Origin of the sequence: Streptomyces sp. NPDC102274 (assembly GCF_044766385.1) — a bacterium.
Lineage (GTDB): Bacteria > Actinomycetota > Actinomycetes > Streptomycetales > Streptomycetaceae > Streptomyces.
The window spans coordinates 249,443-268,611 of record NZ_JBIWLW010000004.1 but is presented as its reverse complement, the minus strand read 5'-3'; the positions used below and the strand labels follow the sequence as shown (position 1 = coordinate 268,611).

Sequence of the window (19,169 nt, the reverse complement as noted above, 5' to 3'; positions counted from 1 at the left end):
GCTGCATGGCGTCGCATCCTGTCAGCGCGCGGAGCCTCCGGGCGCCCGACACCGCCGCCCCGGCGCGTACCGTCCCCCGGCTGGCCCACAATGGACCGGGTGACCGACCGCGCCCCCTCCCCCGCCGCCTCGCCCCCTCCCGTACCGGCTCCTCCCACGCCGCTCCTCGCGCCCCTCCTCTCCGCCGAGGGACAGGCGCTGCTCGCCGAGTTGCGCGACCACGACCCGGCCCAGGAGCTCGCCCTCGCCACCCGGCTGCGCCGTGAGCACCCGGCCGAGCTGGTGTCGGCGGCGCTGGCGCAGGCGCGGCTGCGGCAGCGCGGAGTGGCGAAGTTCGGCGCGGAGGACGCGTACCGCATGTACTTCACGCCGAACGGCGTCGAGCAGGCCACGCGCGGCAGCGTCGCCGCCCACCGGGCCGCCCGGTTCCGCGCCCTCGCGCCGGACGCGCGGGTCACGGACCTCTGCTGCGGCATCGGCGGCGACGCGATCGAGCTGGCCCGCGCGGGCCTCGCCGTGACCGCGGTCGATCTCGACCCGCTGACCTGCGAGATCGCCCTCACCAATGTGCGCACCCTGGCGCCGGACGGCCCGCCCGTGACAGTGAGCCGGGCGGATGTCCTGGAGTACGACACGACCGGGGCCGACGCCCTCTTCATCGACCCCGCGCGGCGCGGCGGCCGGGGCAGGATCTTCGATCCGGAGGCGTACTCACCGCCGCTGTCCTGGGCGGTCGACGCGGTACGGCGGGCCGGCGCGGGCGCGGTCAAGATCGCGCCCGGCATCCCGCACGAACTGATCCCCGACGACTTCGAGGCCGAGTGGATCTCGGACGGCGGTGACGTGAAGGAAGCCGTGCTCTGGCACCGGCGCGAGAGCAGGCGCCGGGACGGCGGCCAGGAGGTCGTCGTCGCCGGAGCGCGCCGCGCCACCCTCCTGCCCTCCGGCGCCACCCTCACCGGCCGCGGTCTGCCCGATCCGCCCGTCCGGCCGGTCGGCCGTTTCCTGTACGAGCCGGACGGCGCCGTCATCCGCGCGCATCTGGTGGCCGAGGTCGCCGACGACCTGGACGGCGGGCTGATCGACGAGACGATCGCGTACGTCACGGCCGACGAACCGCGCCCGACCGCGTTCGCCACGCCCTACGAGATCACCGACCAACTCCCCTTCGGTCTCAAGAAGCTGAAGGCCCTGCTGCGCGAGCGCGAGGTCGGCGTGCTGACCGTGAAGAAGCGCGGATCGGCGGTGGAGCCCGAGGAGTTGCGCCGCCGCCTCAAACTCAAGGGACCCCACGCGACCACGGTCTTCCTCACCAGGGTCGCCGGCGCCCCGACGATGCTCATCGGCCACCCGGTGGACCGGACCCCCGGCGGGGGCTGCTAGGCAGTCAGGCCCGTCAGGTCGGTTCGGATCCGTCAATCCAGATCCGTCAACTCGTCCGCGTAGATCTGTGACAGCGGCTGCGGGCCGATGTACTGCTGGCAGTTGCACTGCCGGCGCTCGTACCGCAGGGGCTTCTTGTTCTCGTCCCACTCCATCGGCACCTCCACGTCCTCGTGGCACTTGCCCTGCCGGTCGTGCTTCGCCAGATGGTGCGAGCAGCCACAGACCGGCTCCGGGGGCTTGTTGGCCTGCTCAAGGGCCAGCCGTTCGTGCTCCTGGAGCTTGAGCCGCTCAATTCTTCGTTCGTGCCGGGTCCGCAGCGCTGTGCGACCCGTGTCGGCCATCCAGCCGAAGCCGCCCACGATGAAGAAGACGAAAATCCACCAAATCCATTCCATCCGCCGCCCCTTAACCCTGAATGGCGCATGCGTTCCCTCTTCAGGATAGGACGGACACGGTAAGACCGGCCTCAGCGATGCGCGCCTCCGCCGCCACGGATCAGCACCGGCCTCATCAACCCGCCTGACCAGTACTGATGCCTGACCGACGGAACCAGCCCGAGCAGACCGGTCACCAGGAGAGTGACGCCGAGCCCCAGCGCGTACGCCGTCTCACCCAGCGTGACCGATTCCCGGCCGACCGCGCCCCCGCTTCCGGCCTCGGCCAGGGCCCGGCCGGTCACCCATATCCCCACCAGGCACAGCAGCATCGAGGGCAGCAGCCACATCACGGACCGCCGGTGCGCGCCCAGACGTATGTCCGTCACGGGTTCCGGGGCGAACCGCGCCCAGGCGTCCAGCCGCTCCCGTATGACACGGCCCCGGCTCAGCCAGAAGCCGACCGCGACCGCCGCCGGGACCAGGAGAAACGCCGCGAGGCCCAGCGCGACCACTCCGGTCATCAGTCCGAGGCCGCCCCCCTCGAAGCTCTGGATCGCCGTTCCCACGGCCGCCCAGCCGAGCACGGCGAGCGCTCCCGTCAGCCAGAGCGCCACCAGCCGGCCGAGGGAGAGACCGCGTCTGCTCAGCTCCACCATCGTCCGGGCCCGCTCGGCGAGTTCCGCCGCGTGGTCGTCGGGCCAGGGGCTCTGCTCCTGGGGCGGCGGGGGCGGCGGCAGCGGAGCGCGGCTGATCATTCGGCAGAGGTTAGCGGTGTGGACGGGCGTCGACGGAGCGGGGTCCGATGCTGTGCCTGGCGAGGTCCGGGGCCATGCACAGCCGCCCTTGGCAGACCTCTTCGGCCAAACCCGTTCGGACAGACCTCTTCGGCCAAACCCGTTCGGACAGACCTCTTCGGCCAAACCCGTTCGGACAGACCTGCTCGGTCATACCTGTTCGGTCATACCCGTTGGGGCAGACCTCTTCGGTCAGACCTGTTCCGTCGGCCTGATCAGCATCTCGTTGACCGCCACCCGGCGAGGTCGGGTCACGATGTACTCGATCGCCTCCGCGATGTCCTCCGGCCGCAGGCTCTCCATCCCGCCGTACCAGGCCTCGATGTTGTCGCGGACCCCGTCCCGGAGGTGGTGAGTCAGCTCCGTGACCACCGCGCCCGGCTCCACCGCGCTCACCCGTACGTGCCGGCCCGCCAGCTCTTGGCGCAGCGCCTCGCTGACCGCCGTCACCCCGAACTTCGTCAGGTTGTAGACCGCCGCGTTGGCAGTGGCCGCCCGTCCCGCGACGGAGCTGATGTTCACGAGGTCGGCGACCCCGCGCGGCCCGTCGGCGGCGGCGGACACCAGGTGCGGCAGCGCGGCGTGCGTCACCCGGAGCAGCGCCGACAGGTTGAGGTCGACCATCCGCTGCCACTCCGCGACCGGGGTGTCCAGCGCGGGCCCGAGCAGCATCACGCCCGCGTTGTTCACGACGGTGTCCAGCCGGCCCAGCTCCTCGACGACCCGGGTGACGACCGCCGCGCCCTCGCCCGCCTCGGTGATGTCCGCGCCGAAGGCGTGCGCCGTGCCGCCCGCGTCCCGGATACGGGCCACGACATCGTCGAGCCGATCCCTGCGCCGGGCCACGACGGCGACCGACGCGCCCTCGGCCGCCAGTGACAGCGCCGTCGCCTCACCGATACCGCTGCTCGCGCCGGTGACCAGCGCGACCGTTCCGTCCAGGCGTCCGCTCATGTTCCACTCTCTTTCGCTCTTGGTCCGTGTGTCCGTCGAAACCGACGCGTCCATCGCGTTTTCCGTGCTCGTCATTCACGGGTGTCCGACACCCAGTTCGGGTCGTCGTTGTCCGAGCGGCGCCCCACCACACCCTCCGCCAGCCCGCTCAGCAGCCCCAGCTGTCCCGCGTCGAGGACGACGTCCAGCGCATCGATGTTCTCGTCGACCCGGGCGGCCCGCCGCGTACCCGGGATCGGCACCACCGGCAGCCCGAACCGCTCCCCCTGCGCACGGAGCCAGGCCAGCGCCACCTGCGCGGGGGTGGCGCCCAGCTCGTCCGCGAGGCCCTGGACCGCGCGTACGACGGCCTGGTTGCGGTCGAAGGCATCCCCCGAGAAGCGCGGCAGACCCGCCCGCCAGTCACCGGCCAGCGCGGCCCGGTCCGTGAGCGTGCCGGTGAGGAACCCGCGCCCCAGCGGCGAGTACGGCACGAACCCCACGCCCAGCTCGGCCGCCGTCGGCACCACCGCCCGCTCCACATCGCGGCTCCAGAGCGACCACTCGCTCTGCACGGCCGCGATCGGATGCGTGGCGTGTGCCCGCCGCAGTTCGTCGGCGGTCACCTCGGACAGCCCCAGATGCCGGACCTTGCCCTGCTCGACCAGCTCCGCCATGGCTCCGACCGTCTCCTCGACGGGGACGGAGACATCGCGGCGGTGCAGGTAGTACAGGTCGATGGTGTCGACACCCAGCCGCTCCAGGCTCGCGTCGGCGGCAGCCCGTACGTACGCGGCGTCACCGCGTGTCGTCATCCCGTCCGTACCCATGCCGGACTCGCCGAGGACGATGCCGAACTTGCTGGCCACGGTAACTTCCGCGCGCCGCTCGGCGAGGAACCGTCCGACGAGGCGCTCGTTCTGTCCGGCGCCGTACACGTCGGCCGTGTCGATGAGCGTCACGCCCCGGTCGAGCGCGTGGTGCAGGGTGGCCAGGGACTCCCGCTCCTCGGCGGGGCCGTAGACATCGGACAGGCCCATCGCTCCGTAGCCGAGCGCGCCGACCGCGAGCCCGTCGCCGAGAGTGGTGGTGGGGACGTGCCTCATCGCTGTGTTCCTTGGGGATCGAAGAGAATCGAAGAGAATCGAAGAGAGGGGTGGGGTGAAGGTGGGAAGAAGGTGGGGGTGGGGGTGGAATGCGGGGTGGTCGGTGCCGACCACCGCTCCTTCCACCACACAACCACCGCGCGCCACGTCCCGCACCACCTCGGCCACGCCCTGCCCGGACCCGGCCAGAGCCGACCTGGGCACTCCCCGACCAGGTCTGACAGACCCACCTTCGCCCGCCCGTACGCTCCCTTCGTGCGGCTACAGTCCTGCAAATGGAGCGCAACGCGGAACTGCGGGACTTTCTCCGCACCAGGCGCGCCCGGATCACCCCGGAGCAGGCCGGCGTACAACCCCATCCGGGCCCACGCCGGGTGCCCGGTCTGCGGCGCGAGGAAGTGGCCTACCTCGCGGGCGTCAGCGCCGACTACTACGGACGCCTGGAGCAGGGCCGTCATCTCAACATCTCCGACAGCGTCCTGGACGCCGTCGCGCGCGCCCTGCGGCTGAACGCCATCGAGCGCGACCATCTCATCGAGCTGGCCCGGCCGCCCCGGGGCAGCTCCCGCCGCAGATCACCCGCCACGCAGCGGATCCGGCCCGGACTGCTCGCTCTGCTGGCGGGCCTCGACCACGTACCGATGTTCCTGATCGGTTACCGGATGGACGTCCTCGCCTCCAACCAGCTGGCGCACGCGCTGCTCACCGATTTCGACGCGCAGCCCGCCGCTGAGCGGAACTTCGCCCGCTACATCTTCCTCGACCCCACCGCACGCGAGCGGTACGCGGAGTGGGAGGAGATGGCGGAGGACTGCGTCGCCAACCTGCGCCGTTACAGCGGCCGCTTCCCGCACGATCCCCGACTGGCCACGCTGATCGGTGAGTTGTCCGTCCAGGACGCGGACTTCCGCCGCTGGTGGGCCGATTACAACGTCCGGTACGCCACGCACCGCACCAAGCACGTACGGCACCCCGCGGTCGGTGAACTGGTCCTGCACTGCGAGACGCTGACCTTCCCCGACGAGCCCGACCAGCTGCTCAACCTCCTCAGCCCCGAACCGGATTCGGCCTCGGCCCAGTCCCTGCGGCTGCTCGGCTCCCTGAGCGCGCCTTCGGTTCCCGTGAACGCTCCCGCGAGTGTCAGACGGTCCGGGCAGGGCACCCCCGGGTAGTTTCGGGGCGATCGAGCCGAACGAGGTCCCCGCCCATGCCACCGCTGTCCTTCGTGTACCTGCTGAGACGGCTGCTGGGCAGTGAGCGCTGGCAGCGGCTGCATGTGAGAGCAGCCGCGTGGGCCACGCTGGCCGTCGTCGTGATCCTGCTGGTCGGCTCCTGGATCATCGTCCCGTTCGAGGTGTCGGCGCCGCACGCGACCATCACGTCCTTCCCCCTCGCTCTGTGGTGGTCGATCGAGACGGCGACCACCGTGGGGTACGGGGACCTGTACCCCGTCACCGCGCCGGGGCGCGTCATCGCCGGTGTGGTGATGCTCGCCGGGATCTCCGTGTTCAGCATCGTGACGGCGTCCATCGCCACCTGGTTCGTCGGCGGGGCAGCCCACCACGCGCGTCAGATGGCGCTGGCCGTCGAACACGCGGAGCGCGAGGGGAGGGCGGGGGTCTCGGAGGAGACACGCGCCCTCCACGAACGCTTCGACCGTCTGGAACGCCTGCTCATGGACTCCGGCGGCCCCGCGCCCCCGGAAAGTCCCCGCGCGAAGGATCCCTGACCGGTCGCTTCACCGGCTCGCTTCACCGGTCGGCTCCATCGGCCGGCTCCATCGGGTCACTTCACCGGCTCGCTCTCCGGATCACTTCGCGGCGGCGACCGGCCTGCCGAGGACCTCGGCCAGCCGTGAGTAGCTGTCGCTGCCGTGTCCGGCGTCGATGGCCCGCCGGGCGACGTCCCGCGCGGCGCTGAGCACCCCGGTTTCGAGGCCGCGGGCGCGCGCGGCGTCGATGATGTGGTCCATCCCCACCGCGGCCGAGAGGAGGGTGGACTGTTCGCCCGGGAAGCGGCCCTCCTCGATATGGCGCGCGAAGGCGTCCATGATGTCGGGCAGCAGATCGCTGATGCCCTTGGCGTACCGGGCGAAGTCCGTCGCCCTGATGTTCTCCCCCGCGGCCAGCGCGAAGGCGTGGACGACACCGCTCATGGCGGTCCAGAAAAGGTCGAGCAGAGCCACATCGTGCGCCGCCGCCCGGCCGGGATCCGTACCGAGATAGCCGGCGGTGCCGCCGAGGCTCGCCAGGGCGGGCCGGTGGGTCTCGTACACCTCCTCCGGTCCGCTGTAGAGGACGAGTGCGGCGGATTCCCCGATGGTCTGGGTCGGGGTCATGATCGATCCGTCGAGATAGCGGATGCCGTGTCCGGCGGCCCAGGCGGCCGTCTCACGGGCCCGGTCCGGTGAGTCGGTGGTCAGGTTCACCAGGGTGCGCCCCTTCAGCGCGGCCGTGGCGGGGGCGAGGAGCGCGTGTACGGCGTCGTAGTCCATGACACATACGAGCGTGAGGGGACTCGCCGCCACCGCGTCGGCGACCGTATCCCCGAGGACGGCGCCCCGGGCGACCAGGTCGCCGGCCTTGCCGGCCGAGCGGTTCCATACGGTCGTCGGGTGGCCGTTCTTCAGGAACGCGCCGGCCAGGGCGCGGCCCATCGGGCCCAGGCCGAGGACCGTGACGGGTATGCGGTTCGCGGTATTCGGTTCCGTCGTCGTCATGGCGGTTAAGCTAAACCTTCACGTCGGCGTGAGAGTCAACTCCTGCTGGTGGGGGGCCATATGCGTATCGGAGAACTGTCCCGGCGAGCCGGGGTCAGCCAGCGGGCGCTCCGCTACTACGAGGAGCAGGGACTCCTGCGCCCGGTGCGCCGGCCGAGCGGGTACCGCGAGTACGACGAGAGCGACGTGGCGAGTGTGCGGCGGATCCGCACACTGCTCGCGGCCGGTCTCGGCACGGCGGTGATCGCCGAGGTGCTGCCCTGCATGGTCGATGTCGAGGAAGAGGCCGTCCTGGCGCCCGGCTGCCCGGAGCTGGTCCCCGGGCTGTCCGTGGAACTCGACCGGATCAATGACGCCATCGCACAGCTCGACGCCGCCCGCCGGATCCTGACGGCCATCATCAACGCCCCCGTACCGGCCGCGGCCCCGCCCCCCGCCGGGACCGCGCGCGCGACCTGACCCCGTCCGCTCCGACGCCGGCTTACGGATTACGGCTTACGGCTTACGGCTCGGCGATCTCCCGTAGCTCGACGGTGATGTCGAACTCGTCACCGTGGATCTCCACGAAGCGCCGGGTCCACTCGATGGCCTGTTCCTTGTCCTTGGCCTGCACGATGGCGTACCCGCCGATGACCTCCTTGGCCTCGGTGAACGGCCCGTCGGTGACGCTGAGCCTCCCGCCGCTCCGCCGGAAGCGCACACCCTGGGCGGACGGCGTCAGCCCGGCGGTGTCGAGCAGCACACCGGCCTTGGTCATCTCCTCGATCAGCTCGCCCATGCGCCGCATCAGCTCGGGACTGGGCCCACCGGCGGGAGCGTTCTTCTCACTGCTGCTGACGGTCGACAGATAGCGCGGCATGGTGACTCCTCGGGGTGTACGGCGGGGCCGTTCCCCGCCCCTGTCACCCGTACGTCGAACGGGAACCCACCGGATCGACACGCACCGGAATTCCCACCGGTCGCGCTGAACGGGGCCGGGCCCACCGCCGGTTATTCCGCCGCGACCGACTCGAAGCGCCAGCGGTGCGGTGGCCGGGCGACGAGATCCGGGGGTGGGGGTGGGAGTTCCGGGAGATCCGCGTCGTAGGGGGCGTCCCACCAGGTGATGACCAGGACGCGGTCCTGGGGGGCGCGCAGGAGTTCGCGGCGGACGGGGGCGTACGGCAGCTCCCGCGTCCGCGCCCACACCAGCAGCTCCGCGCCCCGGCCGGGCGCCGCTTTCGCCTCCCACATCAGCGCGACCGTCATGAGTACAGGTTGTCCTTCGCCGCTTCGTGCACATGGTCGTGATCGTGCCGGTGGTCGTACGCCTGCCCCGGCACATGCGGTTCCGTCACCGGCAGCGACGAGTCCGCCGACAGCTCCCAGTCCGACGCCGGCCGGTTGCGCGCCACCATCTCCGCGCCCAGCGCCGCCACCATCGCGCCGTTGTCCGTGCACAGCCCGGGGCGCGGCACCCGCAGCCGTATGCCCGCCCGCTCGCAGCGCTCCCGCGCGAGCGCGCGCAGCCGGGAGTTGGCCGCGACGCCGCCGCCGATCATCAGATGGTCCACGCCCTCGTCCTTGCAGGCACGGACGGCCTTCCGGGTCAGTACGTCGACCACCGCCTCCTGGAACGAGGCCGCCACATCCCGTACGGGCACCTCCTCGCCCGCGTTCCGCTTCGCCTCGATCCAGCGGGCCACCGAGGTCTTCAGGCCCGAGAAGGAGAAGTCGTACGGCGCGTCGCGGGGCCCGGTCAGTCCGCGCGGGAACGCGATCGCGGAGGGGTCGCCCTCCCTCGCCAGGCGGTCGATCACCGGGCCGCCCGGGAACCCCAGCTGGAGCACCCGCGCGATCTTGTCGAACGCCTCGCCCGCCGCGTCGTCGATCGTCGCGCCCATCGGCCGCACATCGGCCGTGATGTCCGGCGCGAGCAGCAGCGACGAGTGGCCGCCGCTGACCAGCAGCGCCATGGTCGGCTCGGGCAGCCGGCCGTGTTCCAGCTGGTCGACGCAGATGTGGGAGGCCAGGTGGTTCACCCCGTACAGCGGCTTGCCCAGCGCGTACGCGTACGACTTCGCCGCCGAGACCCCCACCAGCAGCGCGCCCGCGAGACCGGGGCCCGCGGTCACCGCGATCCCGTCCAGATCGCGCGCGGAGACCCCCGCCTCCTTCAGCGCTCGCTCGATCGTCGGCACCATCGCCTCCAGATGCGCGCGGGAGGCGACCTCCGGCACCACACCGCCGAAACGCGCGTGCTCGTCGACGCTCGACGCGATGGCGTCGGCGAGCAGGGTCGTCCCCCGGACGATGCCGACGCCGGTCTCGTCGCAGGAGGTCTCGATACCGAGGACGAGGGGTTCGTCAGCCATGGGTCTCAGTTCCTTGATGGGTCTTCACGTGGTGGCGCATGACGAGCGCGTCGATATTGCCCGGCTGGTAGTAGCCGCGCCGGAACCCGATCGGCTCGAAGCCGAACCGCTCGTACAGCCGCTGTGCGCGGAGGTTGTCGACCCGCACTTCGAGCAGCACCTCCTCGCACTCGAAGGCGGTGGCGTGCTGGAGCAGGTCGGTGAGCAGCCGGGAGCCGAGACCGGTGCCCCACTGGTCGCGGACGGCGGCGATGGTCTGTACGTCGCCGAGTCCGCCCGCGGCGGCGAGTCCGGCGTAGCCGACGATCCGGACGCTGCCGGACTCCGCCGTCTCGGCCACCACATAGCGGCGGGTGGCCCGGGGGCCGCGCGCGTGGGCCAGTTCCGACCAGAACATGCCCGGCGACCAGGCGTCCTCGGGGAAGAGTTCGCGTTCGAGCGCGAGCACCGGCTCGATGTCCCACCAGCGCATCTCGCGCAAGGTGACGGCGGGAGCCGCCGCCCCGGCCGCCCCGGCCGCGTTCACGTCAGCCGCGTTCACGCCGGCCGCGGTCCCCTCTGCCGCGGTCCCGTCTGCCGCATCGGTCGCGTCCGTCACTTCGGCGTGACCACCTTGTAGTTCTTGGGCACCTGCGCGTCGGGCCGGCGCAGATAGAGCGGCAGCGCCGGCAGGAACTCACCGCCGGAGGCCAGTCTCTCCGCCGCCAATGAGGCGAGCGCCGCGGCCGACTGGTGCTCGGGGTCGCGAGCGTCCGGGAAGGTACCGGGGTAGAGCAGCGCCCCGGCGCCGACGGCGGGCAGCCCCGCGACCGCCTCCGCGATATCGGCGGGCCGGTCGACGGCCGGTTCGGTCAGCCGGGTACGGGCGTCCGCGTAGCGCGCCCAGTAGACCTCCTTGCGCCGTGCGTCCGTCGCGACGACGAAGGAGCCCTCGACCCCGGAGGCGTACGCGAGCCCGTCCAGCGTGCACAGCCCCCGCACCGGCACCCCGAGCGCCGAGCCGAGGGTCAGCGCCGTGACCAGGCCGACGCGCAGCCCTGTGTACGGTCCGGGGCCGACGCCGACGATCAGGTCCGTGACCGCGTCCAGTTTCAGCCCGGCCCCGGCGAGGACCCGGTCGACGGCGGGCAGCAGCAGCTCCCCATGGCGGCGAGCGTCGACCTGACTCTCCTCGGCCAGGACGGAGCTGCCGTCGTGGAGGGCGACGGTGACGGCGGGCGTGGCGGTATCAACGGCGAGCAGAAGCACGCAAACAGCCTACGGCTCCCGGCCCCAAGGCACGGCGCCCAGTCCCGTCAGCCGCCTGCTGCTAACGTCACCACGGAGTCATACGTACGAGAGGTGGATCAAGGTGTCCAGGAGCAGCTCGGGAATCGTGGCCGGGCTCACCGCGGCTGCCATCGCCGCGGTCGGTTTCCTCGCCTACCAGGCGTCGGCGCATGTCCCCGACACCCTCGCCAAGCCCAAGACACCCCGTACCGCCCCCTCCGGCGCCGCCGGGGCCCCCGCACAGAAGCCCAAGGACCCGCGTGTCCTTCCCGCGGAGTCGGGCAAGGGCCTACGGGTCGTCTATGCGCTGGCCAACCGGCGCGTGTGGCTGGTGGAGGAGAACGAGCGGGTGACGCGGACCTTCCCGGTCATGCCGAGCACCGTCAGCCCCGAACCCGGCTCGTATCAGGTGACCTCGCGGTCGGGATCGGTCACGGGCTCGGACGGCGTACGGATCGAGCATGTCGTGCGGTTCGCGCTTGTCGGCGATGTCGCGATCGGCTTCAGCGCGGCGGTGGACGGCACGCTGTCGAGCCCCGACCCGACGCTGAAGACGGGCGGGGTCAGGATGAAGGTCGCGGACGGAAACGCGATGTGGACGTTCGCGACGGTCGGTTCCAAGGTCGTGGTGGTCCCGTAGGCCGGAGGAGGCGAAGGCCGTTAGCCCCGAACTACCCGGCTACGCAGCCACTCGGCCCTCTTACGCGGCGTCGCGCTCCCGTGCGGCGTCGCGTCTCTGTTCCCGCTCGCGCAGCGGCTCAAGATCCCCGGTCTCGGCGTCCCTGGCCGCCGCCTCGGCGAGCGCCGCTTCGGCGACCGCCGCGGCCGACGGCTCGCACGGCGGCGTGGACACGGCCGCCGCCGACGCGCAGGACGCCAGCAGATCCTTCATGGGAACGGACGACGGCGAGAGCGATCGCGTCAGATACGGAGCGGAGCGCGGACGCGGCTCATGTGCTGGCGCCGGCATGGATGCCTCCTGGTGTTCGGGGGCAGGTGTAGTTAGGTAGACCTAACCACTTCTCCGTACCATGTCACCACGTACGGCACGGCACGCGCAACATTTTGCCGACGTCTTGTCGGAAAGTACGGAACGGCTGGCCGAATCGGTGGGGCGGCGGGGCGGTTCGGTGGGATGGCTCAGTGGGTCAGCGCGGCCAGATCCGCGTCCGACCAGCGGTTGCCGAAGCCGGTCAGCGTGACCGTGCGCCGTTCGTCAGCGCCGTCGGCCCCCGGGTCAGCTTCCGTATCCACGTTCGTATCCGCGCCCACGGTCCGGTGGATCACCACATGCAGCCGGTCGTCCGACAGCTCCTCGACCTTGCCGTCGCCCCACTCCACGACCACCACGGAGTCCGGCAGCGAGACATCCAGGTCGAGGTCCTCCATCTCGTCGAGACCCCCGCCCAGCCGGTACGCGTCGACATGGACCAGCGCCGGGCCGCCGACCAGGGACGGATGGACCCGGGCGATCACGAACGTGGGGGAGGTGACGGCGCCGCGGACACCGAGGCCCTCGCCGAGGCCGCGCGTGAGGGTGGTCTTGCCCGCGCCGAGTTCACCGGTCAGCATCACGAGATCGCCGGGGCGCAGGAGGGCCGCGAGTCCGCGGCCCAGCTCCCGCATCCGCTCCGGGGTCTCGACGGTGAGGCGGACGGCGGGACGGTCGGGGAAACGGGTGGGCGCGGCGTCAGCCGCCGGGCTGTGCGGTGCTTCCATGAGTGCCAACGTTAGCCGCTGCCGGCATCGCGCCCACGCGTGCCAGCAGGTCGGCGAGCCGGTCCGTGACGGCCTCCGGATGCTCCAGGATCACCAGATGCCCGGCGTCCGGTACGAGTACCAGCTCCGCGTCCGGCAGCAGATCGCCGATGGCCTCGCTGTGCGTGCTGGGGGTCACCAGATCGCTCTCGCCGGCCAGGACCAGCGCCGGGATCTCCAGGAAGATCGAGAGCGCCTGCACCTTGTCGTGATCGGTGAAGGCCGGATAGAACTCCGCGACCACATCGATCGGGGTCGACTCGATGAGCCGCTCGGCGAACCGTACGACCGCCGGGTCCACCTCCTTCGAGCTGAAGGAGTACCGCTTGATCAGGCCCGCGAAGAGATCCGCCGTGGCCCGCCGGCCGCGCTCGACCAGCTCGGCCTGGGAGCCGAGCGCCTTGAGCACGCCGGGCAGGACGCGGCGTACGGCGTTCACGCCCGCGACCGGCAGGCCGTAGTTGACCTCGCCGAGCCTGCCGCTCGACGTACCGATGAAGGCGACGCCGACGACCCTCTCCCGTACCAGCTCCGGATACTGGTCGGCGAGGGCCATGATCGTCATCCCGCCCATGGAGTGACCGACCAGCACGAGCGGGCCCTCGGGCGCCGCCGCGTCGATGACGGTCTTCAGATCGCGGCCGAGCTGGTCGATGGTGACCGGGACCGCGCCGGGGCCCTGCTGGGCGGCGCCGCGCGCGGAGCGGCCGTGGCTGCGCTGGTCCCAGTGGACGGTACGGACGAGCCCGTGCAGGGCGGCGCGCTGGAAGTGCCAGGCGTCCTGGCTCAGGCAGTAGCCATGGCTGAAAACGACCGTGACCGGCGCGGGGGTTTTCCGGCCGAAGAGCCTGCGGCGGCGCGGGGAGGCCGCCGCACCCGCGCCGGTCGCGCTCTCCGGGTCGACCTCGTCGGTCTCGTAGTACAGCTCCGTACCGTCGTCGGCGAGCGCCTTGCCCGGGGTGCCGCGCAGCGCGCCGTACGGTCCCGACGCGTCGAGCGCGAGCCGGGCCCTTCTGCGCATCCCGCGGCCGACGGTCAGTCTCTCGATCGCGACTCCGGCCGCCGCACCGGCCGCGATCACGCCTATCGCGGCTCCGGCGACGCCCGCCTTGCGCCAGTTGCCCGTGACCGACGCCACCACGGCTGCCGCCCTGGCCGCCGCGTCACCCGCCGCGCTGCTCTCGCTCACCGTGCGCTCCTCGTCGTTCCCGCCGGAATCTTCCCCGTCGTACTGAGCTTCACCCGGCTGCGGTCACACGGGCCGTTGCCCCTTCAACATACGCATGCGGGCAACGCGGCATTTCAGGCCACTCGTTCCGGCCGTCGCGCGGATCGTCAGGCGGATCGTCGAGCGAGCCGTCATTCGGGCCGCTCGTTGACGTAGACGCGAGGGACGCGTGAACCGATGCGTGTGACGATCTCGTAGGCGATGGTGTCCGCCGCCTCAGCCCAGTCCTCCGCGGTCGGCTCGCCGCGGTCGCCCGGCCCGAACAGGGTCGCGGTCGTGCCCGGCTCGGGGGTGTCGCCGCCGAGGTCGACGACGAACTGGTCCATCGCGACCCGTCCGGCCACCCGCCGCCGCACCCCGCCGACCAGGACGGGACCACGGCCGGAGGCATGGCGCGGGATCCCGTCGGCGTAACCGAGGGGTACGAGTCCGAGGGTCGTCTCCCGGGACGTGACGTAGTGGTGGCCGTAGCTGACGCCGTGTCCTTCCGGCACCCGCTTGACCAGCGCCACGGAGGCCGAGAGCGTCATCGCGGGCCGCAGACCGAAGTCCCGGGAGGTGCCCACCTCCGGGCTCGGGGAGATGCCGTACATCGCGATGCCGGCCCGTACGAGATCGAAGGACGCCTCGGGGAGCGTGAGCGTGGCCGCGGAGTTGGCGATATGCCGGACCTCGGGCTCGACGCCCTCCTTCTCGGCGTACGCGATCATCTCGTGGAAGGCGTCGAGCTGCCCGGCGATGGAGGGATGGCCCGGCTCGTCGGCGCACGCGAAGTGGGACCAGAGTCCGGTGACCCTGACCAGACCGGCGGCCTGGGCGTCGAGCGCGGCGGCCACGAGTTCCGGCCAGTCGGCGGGCTGGCAGCCGTTCCGGCCGAGGCCGGTGTCCGCCTTGAGCTGGATACGGGCGGGGCGCGCCGCCGCGCGCGCGGCGGCGGTCACCTCGCGCAGGGCCCACATCGCGCTGACCGACATGTCGAGATCGGCCTCGATGCCCTCCCGCCAGGGATCGCCGGGTGTCCAGAGCCAGCACATGATCCGGCTCTCGATGCCCGCCGCGCGCAGGGCGAGCGCCTCATGGGGGGTGGCCGTGCCCAGCCAGGTGGCGCCCGCGTCGAGGGCGGCCCGCGCCGTGGGCACCATGCCGTGCCCGTATCCGTCGGACTTCACGACACCCATCAGCGCGGCGCCGGGTCCCACACGCGAGCGCAGCGCGCGCACATTGCCCCGAAGGGCGGCGAGATCGACTTCGGCCCGCGCGCGGAGGCCGGCCGAAGTGTGCTTGTTTTCGGTCATCGTGCCCAGTCTCTCAGAGCGATGTACGGGGCCGGTGTCGTCGCACTGCCTGCTCGGCACGGCGCCACCACCCGGCACACCACCGCCCCGCACATCACCACGTGTCGCACCGCCACTCGGCGCACCGCCGCTCAGCCCACGACGTTCCGCCATGCCTCCGGCAGGTGCTCCGCCACGTCGTCCGCCGCCACCGGCGCGTTCCTCGACGCCAGCCGGGCCGAGAGGCCATGGAGATAGGCCGCCACCGACGCGGCGTCGCGGGCCGGCAGGCCGGTGGCCAGCAGGGAGCCGGACAGGCCCGAGAGGACGTCCCCGCTGCCCGCCGTGGCCAGCCAGGACGTGCCCGTCGGGTTGACCCGGACGGGGACGGCCGGGTCCGGGTCGGCGACCAGCGTCGTCGAGCCCTTCAGCAGCACCGTCGCGCCGTACCGCGCGGCCAACTCCCGTACCGCCGCGAGCCGGCCCGACTCCACCTCCGCTCGGGCCACGCCGAGCAGCGCCGCCGCCTCGCCCGCGTGCGGGGTGAGGAGGGTCGGGGCCGTACGTCCCCGTACGGTCTCCGCGTCCAGCAGCCGCAGCCCGTCCGCGTCCACCAGCACCGGGACGTCCGAGGCCAGGACGTCCGCCACGGCGGCCTCGGGGCCCGAGCCCTCGCCCAGGGCGTCCCCCAGCCCCGGGCCGACCGCCCACGCCTGGACCCGGCCCGCCTTGGACGGCGGCCCTTCGTGCACCAGCGTCTCCGGGAAGCGCGCGATCACCGCGTCGCCGCGCGGGCCGACATAGCGGACCGCGCCCGCGCCGCCCCGCAGCGCGCCCGCCACCGCGAGCACCGCCGCGCCCGGATACCGCGTGGATCCGGCCACGACACCGACCACACCGCGCCGGTACTTGTCGCTCTCGCCCGTCGGCACCGGCAGCAGCCGCGCCACGTCCTCGTGCTGGAGCGCCTCCAGGCCGGGCACGGACGGCAGATGCGGCGCGAGGCCGATGTCCACGAGCCGTACCGCGCCCGCGTGTTCCCTGGCCGGGTCGATCAGCAGGCCCGGCTTGTACGTACCGAACGTCACCGTCACGTCCGCGAGCAGCGCCTCCCCCGTCACCTCCCCGCTGTCCGCCTCGACCCCGCTCGGCAGATCGACGGCGACGATCAGCGCGCCGGAGCCGCGGGCCGCCCGTGCCACCGGTACCGCGTCGGCGCGCAGCCCGCCGTGTCCGCCGATGCCGGTGATGCCGTCCAGTACGAGATCGGCATCGGCCAGTACGGCGAAGGGCTCGTCGGCGACGCGTCCGCCCGCGCCGAGCAGCGCCGTCAGCCCGCCCTCGTGGGTCCGGCCGGGGGCCAGCTCCACGACGGTGACCGCGGCGCCACGGCGGGCCAGCCGGGCCCCGGCGTAGAGGGCGTCACCGCCGTTGTCCCCGCTGCCGGCGAGCAGGACGACCCGCGCCCCGTACACCCGCCCCAGCAGATCCCGCAGCAGGCCCGCGCAGGCCGCGGCGAGACCCGCGGCGGCGCGCTGCATGAGCGCGCCCTCCGGCAGCCGTGCCATCAGCTCGCGTTCGGCGTTCCGTACCGTCTCCACGCTGTACGCAGTACGCATTCGACCAGCCCTTCCGCCGTCGCCGGCCGTCGCCCACCATTGCCCGCCGTCACCCACCATTGCCTGCCGTTGCCCGCCCCCTACCCTCAACCCTCGGCGATCACCACGGCCGACGCCACCCCCGCATCGTGGCTGAGCGACACATGCCAGCTCCGTACGCCCAGCTCCGCGGCGCGCGCCGCGACCGTCCCCCGTACCCGCAGCCGCGGCTGCCCGCTGTCCTCCACGCACACCTCGGCGTCCGTCCAGCGCAGCCCGACCGGCGCGCCCAGGGCCTTGGCCACGGCCTCCTTGGCGGCGAACCGCGCCGCCAGGGAGGCCACTCCACGTCGCTCGCCGCTCGGCAGCAGCAGTTCCTCCTCCGAGAAGAGCCGGCCGGCCAACTGCGGCGTCCGCCGCAGGGACTCCGCGAACCGGTCGATCTCCGCGACGTCGATCCCCACCCCGATGATCAACTCACCCTCCTTGTCCGGCTGCTCGCCGTATCCACTCCATGGTCACCGCTCACTCCACGGTCACGGACTTCGCCAGGTTCCTCGGCTGGTCCACCTCATTGCCGCGCGCCGTCGCCAGCTCGCACGCGAACACCTGCAACGGCACCGTCGCGACCAGCGGCTGAAGCAGCGTCGGTGTCGCCGGGACACGGATCAGATGGTCCGCGTACGGCACCACCGCGTCGTCCCCCTCCTCCGCGATCACGATCGTGCGCGCGCCCCTGGCCCGGATCTCCTGAATGTTCGACACGATTTTGTCGTGCAGCACGGAGCGGCCACGCGGCGAGGGTACGACCACCACCACCGGCAGATCCTCCTCGATCAGCGCGATGGGCCCGTGCTTCAGCTCACCGGCCGCGAACCCCTCGGCGTGCATGTACGCCAGTTCCTTGAGCTTCAGCGCGCCCTCCAGGGCGACCGGATAGCCCACGTGCCGGCCCAGGAACAGCACCGTCCGCTTGTCCTTGAGCGAGCGCGCCAGGGCCCGTACCGGCTCCATCGTCTCCAGGACCCGCTCCACCTCGCAGGAGATCCGCGACAGGTCCCGGATGACGGCCCTGATCTCGTCGCCCCACTTCGTACCGCGCCGCTGCCCCAGATACAGCGCGACCAGATAGCAGGCCACGAGCTGGGTCAGGAACGCCTTGGTCGACGCGACGGCGACCTCGGGGCCCGCGTGCGTGTAGAGGACGGCGTCCGACTCCCTCGGGATGGTCGAACCGTTCGTATTGCAGATGGCCAGCACCCTCGCGCCCTGCTCCCGGGCGTGCCGCAGCGCCATCAGCGTGTCCATGGTCTCGCCGGACTGCGAGATCGCGATCACCAGCGTGCGCCGGTCCAGGATCGGGTCCCGGTAGCGGAACTCACTGGCCAGCTCCACCTCGCAGGGCATCCTCGTCCAGTGCTCGATGGCGTACTTCGCGATCAGCCCGGCGTGGAAGGCCGTCCCGCACGCCACGATGACGACCTTGTCCGCCTCGCGCAGCACGGACGCCGGGATACGTACCTCATCGAGCGTCAGCGAGCCCTCGGCGTCGATCCGTCCGAGGAGGGTGTCCGCGACCGCCTTGGGCTGCTCGGCGATCTCCTTCAGCATGAAGTAGTCGTAACCGCCCTTCTCGGCGGCAGACGCGTCCCAGTCCACGTGGTACGAACGGACCCCGGCCGGCGCGCCGTCGAAGTCCGTCACCACCACCGCGTCGCGGCGCAGTTCGACGACCTGGTCCTGGCCGAGTTCGAGCGCGGAGCGCGTATGGGAGATGAACGCGGCGACGTCCGAGGCGAGGAAGGACTCGCCGTCCCCGACGCCCACCACCAGCGGGGAGTTACGGCGCGCGCCGACCACCACGTCCGGCTCGTCCGCGTGTACGGCGACGAGCGTGAAGGCCCCCTCCAGCCGCCGGCACACCTGCCGCATCGACTCCGCGAGATCGCCGCACGACGAGAACGCCTCGGCGAGCAGATGCGCCACGGCCTCGGTGTCGGTCTCCGACTCCAGGTCGTGGCCGCGCCCGGCCAGCTCGGCGCGGAGCGCGGCGAAGTTCTCGATGATGCCGTTGTGTACGACGGCGACGCGTCCCGCGTTGTCCAGATGAGGGTGGGCGTTGACGTCGGTCGGGCCGCCGTGGGTGGCCCACCGGGTATGCCCGATACCGGTGGTGCCGCTCGGCAACGGCCGTTCCACCAGCGTCTTCTCCAGGTTGACGAGCTTGCCCGCCTTCTTCGCCGCGGCCAGCCCGCCGTCGGCGAGTACCGCGACTCCGGCGGAGTCGTACCCCCGGTACTCAAGCCGCTTGAGGCCCGCGATGACCACATCAAGCGCCGACTGTCCGCCGACGTAACCCACAATTCCGCACAT

22 protein-coding genes are annotated in these 19,169 nt (G+C 72.1%); 5 read left to right on the top strand and 17 right to left on the bottom strand.

Translation table 11 applies throughout. The annotated features are described in order from the left end of the window. Positions 1–90 precede the first annotated feature (90 nt). Complete coding sequence (locus tag ACIRQP_RS07855; RefSeq protein WP_403885007.1) at positions 91–1,383, top strand: SAM-dependent methyltransferase; 1,293 nt, start codon at positions 91–93, stop codon at positions 1,381–1,383. A 32-nt stretch (positions 1,384–1,415) separates the two neighbouring features. Here ACIRQP_RS07855 and ACIRQP_RS07850 read toward each other — a convergent pair whose 3' ends face one another. The 4 genes from ACIRQP_RS07850 to ACIRQP_RS07835 all read right to left on the bottom strand — a co-directional run bounded on the left by ACIRQP_RS07850 (position 1,416) and on the right by ACIRQP_RS07835 (position 4,596). After that, positions 1,416–1,781, bottom strand: coding sequence for a hypothetical protein (locus ACIRQP_RS07850; protein WP_403885004.1), 366 nt, complete (start codon positions 1,779–1,781; stop codon positions 1,416–1,418). Positions 1,782–1,852: 71 nt separating this feature from the next. After that, entirely contained in the window at positions 1,853–2,518 is a 666-nt protein-coding gene (locus tag ACIRQP_RS07845) for a hypothetical protein (RefSeq protein WP_403885001.1), read from the bottom strand. Between the two features lie 231 nt (positions 2,519–2,749). Beyond that, the gene (locus ACIRQP_RS07840) at positions 2,750–3,511 is read right to left on the bottom strand and encodes an SDR family NAD(P)-dependent oxidoreductase (protein ID WP_403884998.1); all 762 of its coding nucleotides are present in this window, start codon (positions 3,509–3,511) and stop codon (positions 2,750–2,752) included. 71 nt (positions 3,512–3,582) lie between these two features. Then, on the bottom strand, positions 3,583–4,596 hold the full coding sequence (locus ACIRQP_RS07835) for an aldo/keto reductase (RefSeq protein WP_403884995.1): 1,014 nt from the start codon (positions 4,594–4,596) through the stop codon (positions 3,583–3,585). Between the two features lie 275 nt (positions 4,597–4,871). On the opposite strand from ACIRQP_RS07835, the gene ACIRQP_RS07830 reads away from it, so the two are divergent. Then, positions 4,872–5,768: a helix-turn-helix transcriptional regulator gene (locus tag ACIRQP_RS07830; RefSeq protein ID WP_403884992.1), complete on the top strand. Its 897-nt coding sequence runs from the start codon at positions 4,872–4,874 to the stop codon at positions 5,766–5,768. A gap of 35 nt (positions 5,769–5,803) precedes the next feature. Then, positions 5,804–6,325 carry a potassium channel family protein gene (locus ACIRQP_RS07825; protein WP_403884989.1) on the top strand — a complete coding sequence of 174 codons (522 nt, stop codon included), beginning with the start codon at positions 5,804–5,806 and terminating at the stop codon, positions 6,323–6,325. Positions 6,326–6,406: 81 nt separating this feature from the next. On the opposite strand, the gene ACIRQP_RS07820 is transcribed toward ACIRQP_RS07825, so the two are convergent. Then, the gene (locus ACIRQP_RS07820) at positions 6,407–7,315 is read right to left on the bottom strand and encodes an NAD(P)-dependent oxidoreductase (RefSeq protein ID WP_403884986.1); all 909 of its coding nucleotides are present in this window, start codon (positions 7,313–7,315) and stop codon (positions 6,407–6,409) included. Positions 7,316–7,375: 60 nt separating this feature from the next. Here ACIRQP_RS07820 and ACIRQP_RS07815 point away from each other — a divergent pair, with 60 nt between their 5' ends. Then, positions 7,376–7,774 carry a MerR family transcriptional regulator gene (locus ACIRQP_RS07815; protein WP_403884983.1) on the top strand — a complete coding sequence of 133 codons (399 nt, stop codon included), beginning with the start codon at positions 7,376–7,378 and terminating at the stop codon, positions 7,772–7,774. Between the two features lie 43 nt (positions 7,775–7,817). Here the strand turns inward: ACIRQP_RS07815 and ACIRQP_RS07810 are convergent, their stop codons facing one another. The 5 genes from ACIRQP_RS07810 to tsaB all read right to left on the bottom strand — a co-directional run bounded on the left by ACIRQP_RS07810 (position 7,818) and on the right by tsaB (position 10,917). Then, a complete protein-coding gene (locus ACIRQP_RS07810) occupies positions 7,818–8,174 on the bottom strand; it encodes a YciI family protein (protein WP_403884980.1) in 357 nt (118 codons plus the stop codon). Between the two features lie 131 nt (positions 8,175–8,305). After that, on the bottom strand, positions 8,306–8,563 hold the full coding sequence (locus ACIRQP_RS07805) for a hypothetical protein (protein ID WP_403884977.1): 258 nt from the start codon (positions 8,561–8,563) through the stop codon (positions 8,306–8,308). Further along, a complete protein-coding gene (gene tsaD / locus ACIRQP_RS07800) occupies positions 8,560–9,669 on the bottom strand; it encodes a tRNA (adenosine(37)-N6)-threonylcarbamoyltransferase complex transferase subunit TsaD (RefSeq protein WP_403884974.1) in 1,110 nt (369 codons plus the stop codon). The genes ACIRQP_RS07805 and tsaD overlap by 4 nt, the downstream gene beginning before the upstream one ends. Then, complete coding sequence (gene rimI / locus ACIRQP_RS07795) at positions 9,662–10,210, bottom strand: ribosomal protein S18-alanine N-acetyltransferase (RefSeq protein ID WP_403884971.1); 549 nt, start codon at positions 10,208–10,210, stop codon at positions 9,662–9,664. The genes tsaD and rimI overlap by 8 nt, the downstream gene beginning before the upstream one ends. A 53-nt stretch (positions 10,211–10,263) precedes the next feature. Continuing rightward, on the bottom strand, positions 10,264–10,917 hold the full coding sequence (gene tsaB, locus ACIRQP_RS07790) for a tRNA (adenosine(37)-N6)-threonylcarbamoyltransferase complex dimerization subunit type 1 TsaB (protein ID WP_403884968.1): 654 nt from the start codon (positions 10,915–10,917) through the stop codon (positions 10,264–10,266). A 103-nt stretch (positions 10,918–11,020) separates the two neighbouring features. Here tsaB and ACIRQP_RS07785 point away from each other — a divergent pair, with 103 nt between their 5' ends. Further along, the gene (locus tag ACIRQP_RS07785) at positions 11,021–11,578 is read left to right on the top strand and encodes a L,D-transpeptidase (protein WP_403884966.1); all 558 of its coding nucleotides are present in this window, start codon (positions 11,021–11,023) and stop codon (positions 11,576–11,578) included. A gap of 60 nt (positions 11,579–11,638) precedes the next feature. On the opposite strand, the gene ACIRQP_RS07780 is transcribed toward ACIRQP_RS07785, so the two are convergent. From ACIRQP_RS07780 to glmS, 7 genes are all read right to left on the bottom strand, one after another. Next, positions 11,639–11,908: a hypothetical protein gene (locus tag ACIRQP_RS07780; protein ID WP_403884963.1), complete on the bottom strand. Its 270-nt coding sequence runs from the start codon at positions 11,906–11,908 to the stop codon at positions 11,639–11,641. A gap of 170 nt (positions 11,909–12,078) precedes the next feature. Next, on the bottom strand, positions 12,079–12,657 hold the full coding sequence (tsaE, locus tag ACIRQP_RS07775; protein WP_403884960.1) for a tRNA (adenosine(37)-N6)-threonylcarbamoyltransferase complex ATPase subunit type 1 TsaE: 579 nt from the start codon (positions 12,655–12,657) through the stop codon (positions 12,079–12,081). Continuing rightward, on the bottom strand, positions 12,629–13,885 hold the full coding sequence (locus ACIRQP_RS07770) for an alpha/beta fold hydrolase (protein ID WP_403884956.1): 1,257 nt from the start codon (positions 13,883–13,885) through the stop codon (positions 12,629–12,631). The genes tsaE and ACIRQP_RS07770 overlap by 29 nt, the downstream gene beginning before the upstream one ends. A 170-nt stretch (positions 13,886–14,055) precedes the next feature. Continuing rightward, positions 14,056–15,219, bottom strand: a complete 1,164-nt coding sequence (alr, locus tag ACIRQP_RS07765) for an alanine racemase (RefSeq protein WP_403884953.1) — start codon at positions 15,217–15,219, stop codon at positions 14,056–14,058. Between the two features lie 131 nt (positions 15,220–15,350). Next, positions 15,351–16,817 carry an NAD(P)H-hydrate dehydratase gene (locus ACIRQP_RS07760; RefSeq protein ID WP_403884950.1) on the bottom strand — a complete coding sequence of 489 codons (1,467 nt, stop codon included), beginning with the start codon at positions 16,815–16,817 and terminating at the stop codon, positions 15,351–15,353. An 86-nt stretch (positions 16,818–16,903) separates the two neighbouring features. Beyond that, the gene (locus ACIRQP_RS07755; RefSeq protein ID WP_129770841.1) at positions 16,904–17,272 is read right to left on the bottom strand and encodes a holo-ACP synthase; all 369 of its coding nucleotides are present in this window, start codon (positions 17,270–17,272) and stop codon (positions 16,904–16,906) included. 49 nt (positions 17,273–17,321) lie between these two features. Further along, on the bottom strand, positions 17,322–19,169 hold the full coding sequence (gene glmS / locus ACIRQP_RS07750; protein ID WP_403884947.1) for a glutamine--fructose-6-phosphate transaminase (isomerizing): 1,848 nt from the start codon (positions 19,167–19,169) through the stop codon (positions 17,322–17,324).

Bases quoted from the DNA above. Each gene is read 5' to 3' on its own strand.
- ACIRQP_RS07815 (WP_403884983.1), top strand. From the start codon at position 7,376: ATGCGTATCGGAGAACTGTCCCGGCGAGCCGGGGTCAGCCAGCGGGCG.
- alr (WP_403884953.1), bottom strand. From the start codon at position 15,219: ATGACCGAAAACAAGCACACTTCGGCCGGCCTCCGCGCGCGGGCCGAA.
- ACIRQP_RS07810 (WP_403884980.1), bottom strand. From the start codon at position 8,174: ATGCCGCGCTATCTGTCGACCGTCAGCAGCAGTGAGAAGAACGCTCCC.
- ACIRQP_RS07855 (WP_403885007.1), top strand. From the start codon at position 91: ATGGACCGGGTGACCGACCGCGCCCCCTCCCCCGCCGCCTCGCCCCCT.
- ACIRQP_RS07835 (WP_403884995.1), bottom strand. From the start codon at position 4,596: ATGAGGCACGTCCCCACCACCACTCTCGGCGACGGGCTCGCGGTCGGC.
- ACIRQP_RS07760 (WP_403884950.1), bottom strand. From the start codon at position 16,817: ATGCGTACTGCGTACAGCGTGGAGACGGTACGGAACGCCGAACGCGAG.
- ACIRQP_RS07825 (WP_403884989.1), top strand. From the start codon at position 5,804: ATGCCACCGCTGTCCTTCGTGTACCTGCTGAGACGGCTGCTGGGCAGT.
- ACIRQP_RS07820 (WP_403884986.1), bottom strand. From the start codon at position 7,315: ATGACGACGACGGAACCGAATACCGCGAACCGCATACCCGTCACGGTC.
- ACIRQP_RS07830 (WP_403884992.1), top strand. From the start codon at position 4,872: ATGGAGCGCAACGCGGAACTGCGGGACTTTCTCCGCACCAGGCGCGCC.
- ACIRQP_RS07780 (WP_403884963.1), bottom strand. From the start codon at position 11,908: ATGCCGGCGCCAGCACATGAGCCGCGTCCGCGCTCCGCTCCGTATCTG.
- ACIRQP_RS07805 (WP_403884977.1), bottom strand. From the start codon at position 8,563: ATGACGGTCGCGCTGATGTGGGAGGCGAAAGCGGCGCCCGGCCGGGGC.
- tsaE (WP_403884960.1), bottom strand. From the start codon at position 12,657: ATGGAAGCACCGCACAGCCCGGCGGCTGACGCCGCGCCCACCCGTTTC.
- glmS (WP_403884947.1), bottom strand. From the start codon at position 19,169: ATGTGCGGAATTGTGGGTTACGTCGGCGGACAGTCGGCGCTTGATGTG.
- ACIRQP_RS07845 (WP_403885001.1), bottom strand. From the start codon at position 2,518: ATGATCAGCCGCGCTCCGCTGCCGCCGCCCCCGCCGCCCCAGGAGCAG.
- ACIRQP_RS07850 (WP_403885004.1), bottom strand. From the start codon at position 1,781: ATGGAATGGATTTGGTGGATTTTCGTCTTCTTCATCGTGGGCGGCTTC.
- tsaD (WP_403884974.1), bottom strand. From the start codon at position 9,669: ATGGCTGACGAACCCCTCGTCCTCGGTATCGAGACCTCCTGCGACGAG.
- ACIRQP_RS07840 (WP_403884998.1), bottom strand. From the start codon at position 3,511: ATGAGCGGACGCCTGGACGGAACGGTCGCGCTGGTCACCGGCGCGAGC.